The sequence below is a fragment of the Bifidobacterium sp. UBA744 genome (genome assembly GCA_002298605.1).
Lineage (GTDB): Bacteria > Actinomycetota > Actinomycetes > Actinomycetales > Bifidobacteriaceae > Bifidobacterium.
The window spans coordinates 61,015-63,632 of record DBKS01000027.1; the positions used below are offsets into that span (position 1 = coordinate 61,015).

At 65.3% G+C, this 2,618-nt stretch carries 2 protein-coding genes; both read left to right on the forward strand.

The features are described 5' to 3' along the window. Positions 1-1,738: glycoside hydrolase family 3 C-terminal domain-containing protein (locus B2994_RS03055; RefSeq protein ID WP_291526913.1), on the forward strand; the 1,738-nt coding region annotated here is incomplete at its 5' end. 269 nt (positions 1,739-2,007) lie between these two features. Continuing rightward, positions 2,008-2,618, forward strand: a 611-nt coding sequence (locus B2994_RS03060; protein WP_291526914.1) for an ABC transporter ATP-binding protein, incomplete at its 3' end; no start/stop codon positions are given.

Genomic DNA, 2,618 nt, shown 5'->3' on the forward strand with positions numbered 1-2,618 from the left:
GCGTCTGAGCGAGGGGGACGTGACCGAACGGGCGCGCGAAGTGGCCCGTTGCGCGGCCCGTTGCGCCGCTCGTGACGTCGAGCATACTGTCGATCATGACGTCGCCCATGATGCGGCGGCGCATCATCGTCTGGCTCGTCGCGTGGCCGAGGAGTCGATGGTGCTGCTGCGCAATGAGCCGGCGTCGTCGCGGGCCGCCACCCTGCCGTTGCCGCGAGGGGCTCGGGTGGCTCTGATCGGTGACATGGCCGCCTGTCCGCGGTTTCAGGGCAGCGGATCGTCGGCGGTGACACCTACCCGCCGGGAGTCGTTGGTCGCCACGCTGGAATCCGCGTCTCATGGTGCGTTGACGATGGCTGGATTCGCCGCCGGATATCGCCATGACGGCGTCTCGGATGCCGGATTGGTGCGCGAGGCGGTTGCCATGGCCCGCCGCGCCGACGTCGACGCGGTGGTGGCGGTGGTGGGACTGGACGGTCGCAGCGAGGCCGAGGGCGTGGATCGCGTGGATATGCGCATGCCCGCGGCGCAATCTGAGTTGATGGAGGCGCTGGCCGAGGCTGCGGCCGCGGGCGGCAAGCCCCTCATTGCGGTGCTGGTGGCCGGCTCCCCGGTTGAAGTGCCGTGGATCGACGGCTGCTCGGCGGTGCTGTATGCCGGCTTGGGGGGTCAGGGAGCCGCGTCGGCGGTGGCGCGCATATTGTGCGGTGAGGTGAACCCATCTGGTCGTTTGGCCGAAACATGGCCGATTTCGGGTGAAGATGCGCTATGCGCGACGAGTTACCCGTCCGCGGGTCGGGATGCCGTGTACGCCGAGGGCATGGGTGTCGGATACCGGCATTATCTGGCCGCCGGCGTGTCGGTGCGCTTTCCGTTCGGGTTCGGGCTGGGCTACACGCGATTCCGCTACTCCGATCTCGCGGTGTCGCCCGAGGGGGCGTGCTGCACGGTGACCAACATCGGCGATGTGCCCGGCTCCGCGGTGCCGCAGCTCTATGTGCGGGGACTGCACGGGCGGCGCGATGGCGCCCCGGACCGCGAGCTGAAGGGATTCGCCAAAGTTCGGCTTGACCCCGGTGAATCTCGTCGCGTGACGATTCCGTTCGACGCCTACACGTTCCGGTATTGGGCCGATGACAGCGGGGGCGGCGATGTGCCCGGCGTCGGAAGCCGAGGTTGGGAATCCGGGTCATGGCATACGCGACCGTTGTATGACGTGGACATACTGGTCGGGGAGAGTTGCGAGGATATCCGCCTGTCGCGGTGCCGACGAGCCGGAGGCGACGCCGCTGCCGGTGCGTCCGATCGTCCTGGGGGTGGCGCCGCCGAGGCATTGCCGCTGTCCGGCCGATCCGGGCAACGTACGCGATCCGGCCGATCCTTGTCGTGCGCTGCCGGCTTCCGCTTCACCGCCAACGACCCGTTCTCAAGCTGGGCGAATTCGCCGAGCCGCATGGCCCGTTGGTGGGCGCATCGGCTGATGAGACGGGCCCGTCTGGCCCAGCGGCGCAATGGCGGCGTACCCGACTTGGACGCGCTGTTCGCCATGAACATGCCGCCGCGCGCATTGGCGAAACTGTCGAACGGCATGATCGACTCCCGCGCGGCGCAGGCGCTCGTCGACGTGCCGAATGGCAGGCCGGTGCGTGGCGTGCTGCGCTTCTGCGTGGCCGTGATGCGCAATATGGCGGAAAACCTTGCAACTGCGGCGAAGCTGGCGCGGCGGGGCGTCCGCTAGCCGTCCCGTCCCGTTTTCGCTGGCTTCGCGCGCATATGCCGCACGTATGTCTCGTGGCAAATGATGGCAACGCTTCCTGCGGTGTTTGGCGGATTGTGTATAGTGGGCCATGGCTCAATGAAGAGTTTTCTTCTAGAACCGCCAGAAAAGCAAATACTGCTACGAGGACGTTGTCGAGGTTTGTCAGCGAGTTCGTGGCGGTACCACAAGTGAACACCCCTTCACTACGGATCGTTCGGCACGTACCTGCCGATGAAAGGAATGTAATAATGGCAAATGTGGTATTCGAGCATGTCACTCGAATCTACCCGGGCAACGACAAGCCCTCGGTGGATGATCTGAACCTTGACATCAAGGATGGCGAGTTCCTGGTTCTGGTTGGTCCTTCTGGCTGTGGTAAGTCCACGACCCTGCGCATGCTTGCCGGCCTCGAAGAGGTCAACAAGGGCCGCATCCTCATCGGCGATAAGGATGTCACCACCATGCAGCCCAAGGACCGCGATATCGCAATGGTCTTCCAGAACTACGCCCTGTACCCGCATATGACCGTGGCCGACAACATGGGCTTCGCCCTGAAGATCGCCGGCACCCCGAAGGAAGAGATCCGCAAGCGCGTCGAGAAGGCCGCCGAGATCCTCGACCTGACCGAGTACCTTGATCGCAAGCCGAAGGCCCTGTCCGGTGGTCAGCGTCAGCGTGTGGCCATGGGCCGCGCAATCGTCCGTGAGCCGAAGGTCTTCCTCATGGATGAGCCGCTGTCCAACCTCGACGCCAAGCTCCGTGTGCAGACCCGTACCCAGATCGCCGCCCTGCAGCGTCAGCTCGGTGTCACCACCCTGTACGTGACCCACGATCAGACCGAGGCTCTGACCATGGGCGA